The organism is Mesorhizobium sp. M4A.F.Ca.ET.050.02.1.1 (assembly GCF_003997725.1).
In the GTDB taxonomy this organism is placed as follows: Bacteria; Pseudomonadota; Alphaproteobacteria; order Rhizobiales; family Rhizobiaceae; genus Mesorhizobium.
In genome coordinates this window covers 1-2,498 of record NZ_RZSG01000840.1, presented here as the reverse complement: position 1 = coordinate 2,498, position 2,498 = coordinate 1, and the positions used below count along the sequence as shown (strand labels likewise).

The window sequence follows — 2,498 nt, the reverse complement described above, 5'->3', positions numbered from 1 at the left end:
GTCTTGCAGAACTCGTAGAGCCGTTCGAGGCCGAAATGCGTTTCGTGCGCGGCGATCTGCAGGACGGAGTCGACCGAGGTGTAGCAGATCGGCTTGCCGGTGCGGATATGCTCCTCGCCGAACCGCTCGATGATCTCGATTCCGCCCGCATGGCAGTCGCCCAGAATGCCGGGCACCTTTCCCTCCCGGATCATCGCCTCGGTCAACGCAGCCGGAAAGGCGGGCACTGTCTCGGGGAAATAGCCCCAGTCGAAGCGCACCGGCAGGCCGGCAATTTCCCAGTGGCCGGACGGCGTGTCCTTGCCGCTGGAGATTTCCTGCGCCGCGCCGTGAAGGGTCGCGGCAAGCGGTTCAGTGCCGCCATTGTCGAAGTGGAACCCCGTCGCGGTTTCTGCCGCGCGGGCAAGCCCAAGCGACATCATGTTGGGCACGGCGAGCGGTCCGCGGCGCAAGCCTTCGCGGTCCGCGCGACCCTGGGCGCAGGCGAGTGCAATGTGCCCGAACGTGTCGGCGCCGGCATCGCCATAGCGGGCGGCATCGGCGGCGCCGCCGATGCCGAAAGAGTCGAGGACGAAGAGGAAAGCGCGCGCCATCAAAGGGTCATGTTGCCTGTCTGCGGCCCCAGACATAGGGTTCCGCATCGCCATTGGCAATTCGGAAACCAAACGGCAACCGCTCGGCGCGATAGTCGGGCGAGGTGGGATGCCGGCACAGGCGGGGCAGGGATGAGAAGGCGCGGCGGATTTTCGGCAAAGCCTTCCTTCAAGGCATGGATGGCTGCTCTGGCGTTGCTGGCCGCATCCTGGCCGGACACGGCCAGCGCCGACTGGCGCGACGACATCGGCACGTTCCGCATCGGCATCGTCGCCGAACCGGGTGGTGGCAACACCGTTCCGGGCCTGGCGCTGCTGACCGACGCCTATACGAAGGCACTGGGCATGAAGGCGGAGTTCGTCGTCGCGCGCGACTACCAGGCGCTGATCGAGGCCCAGGTGGACGGACGAATCCAATATGCCGTCTATTCGGCAATTGCCTATGCGACGGCGTCCGAGCGCTGCGGCTGCGTCGAACCTCTGGTGGCGCCGGTCGACGTGGATGGCGCCACCGGCATCCGCTCCGTCCTTGTGACGCGCGACGGCAAGGTCCCGGACCTGGCCGCGATGGCCAGCCACCGGATCGCCTTGGCGCCTGCCGACAGTATCGGCGGTTCGCTGCTGCCGCTTGCCGGGCTGGCGGATGCAGGTGTCGGAATCAGCGAGGACTCGCCGTACCTGATGCACGCCGCTTCGGCCGCCGCCGCCGAAACAATGCTGGTCGATGGTGAGGCCGATGCCCTGTTCGGCTGGGTAGCCTCCAATGACAAAACGGCAGTGCCCGACAGTCAGCCGGCTCTCCCTGCTGGCCAGCCTGCCGGCACGGGCGACCAGGTGGCGGATCCGAACGGGACATTGGCGCGGCTGGAGGCGGCGGGTCTTTCGAAGACGTCCGTTCAGGTGGTGTGGACGTCAGGGCTGCTGAGATATGGCCCGCATGCCGTGCGCAGCGATCTCGACCCCGAGGCCAAGCGCCGGCTCACCGTGTTCCTCACCAACCTGAAGTCGATGACGCCCGATGTCTACGATCTCCTGGAGGCAACGCATTCCGGCGGCTTCACCGTCACCTCGCAAGAGGACTATGCGACGGCGGCGGCGATCGTGCGGCTGGTGTCGGGCAAAGAGGGCCGGCAATAGTCCCGGACGACGCGGCGACCACCGCGGCGGCAAAGGAATTCTCAGCAATCGCCACAAGGGATCGTGGTGCTCCTGCGCGGCCGCAGGTAATAGGTCTCGCTCATCGAAATGTGGCTGAAAGCCGAGGTCAGTCCAATCCGATCCTGGCTGTCCGCCGCCCAAGTGATGATCGGCTCATAGGCGAGGTCGCTTTCGACACGGATCAGGAACGTGCCCTTGACGTTGAGCGCGGTGGGAATTGTGGTGGTGGTGGTCTTCGCGGCATCGGCGCTGGTGGCGCCGTTGTCCAGCTTGCGCGACCAGACGACCTGTACCTTCGGCGTCGTATCGGTCGTGACCTCTATGGCCGTGATGACGATCTTGGGGGTCGACCGGTTGTAGGGCTTCAAGGTCGATGTGCCGATCTTCATGATCGCGTCGAGATCCGCCTTGCTGATCGTGTTCTGCTGCGTGACGAGGTCCGCCACCATGCTGCCGATGCGGCTGACCTTCTTGCTGGTCTCGATGGCCTGTGAGGCCTCCATGGTCACGAAATACATGACGAGCAGCAGCGGCACGATGAAGGCGAACTCGATCGCCGCGACGCCGCGGCGATCAGCGCAAAACCGCGTCGCCCTTGCCCAGGCCGCCAAAATCCCCCGATGTGCCCCCGCACGATACATGCCCTTACCCCCGTTTTGCCGAAGCATGCCCGTAAGTCTCAATTGTCGAACGGTTCGTTCTGCCAGGTCACCGACGCGAAATGCAGCGTGTTGCCGTCCTTCAGAT

Annotated in this window: 2 protein-coding genes and 1 pseudogene; 1 reads left to right on the top strand and 2 read right to left on the bottom strand. The window is 65.1% G+C overall.

Annotated features, from left to right (window positions below; translation table 11 throughout):
- Positions 1–593 (bottom strand): annotated as a pseudogene (locus EOA33_RS32025) (phosphopentomutase); the annotation flags it as partial.
- A 180-nt stretch (positions 594–773) separates the two neighbouring features.
- Between EOA33_RS32025 and EOA33_RS32020 the strand changes: the two are divergent.
- Positions 774–1,730, top strand: a complete 957-nt coding sequence (locus EOA33_RS32020) for a PhnD/SsuA/transferrin family substrate-binding protein (RefSeq protein WP_127407448.1) — start codon at positions 774–776, stop codon at positions 1,728–1,730.
- A gap of 41 nt (positions 1,731–1,771) precedes the next feature.
- Here the strand turns inward: EOA33_RS32020 and EOA33_RS32015 are convergent, their stop codons facing one another.
- Positions 1,772–2,392, bottom strand: coding sequence for a TadE/TadG family type IV pilus assembly protein (locus tag EOA33_RS32015; protein ID WP_127407447.1), 621 nt, complete (start codon positions 2,390–2,392; stop codon positions 1,772–1,774).
- Positions 2,393–2,498: the final 106 nt, after the last annotated feature.

What these genes read in the sequence shown, in the direction of transcription:
- EOA33_RS32020 (WP_127407448.1), top strand. Translation starts at nt 774, where the DNA reads ATGGCTGCTCTGGCGTTGCTGGCCGCATCCTGGCCGGACACGGCCAGC.
- EOA33_RS32015 (WP_127407447.1), bottom strand. Translation starts at nt 2,392, where the DNA reads ATGTATCGTGCGGGGGCACATCGGGGGATTTTGGCGGCCTGGGCAAGG.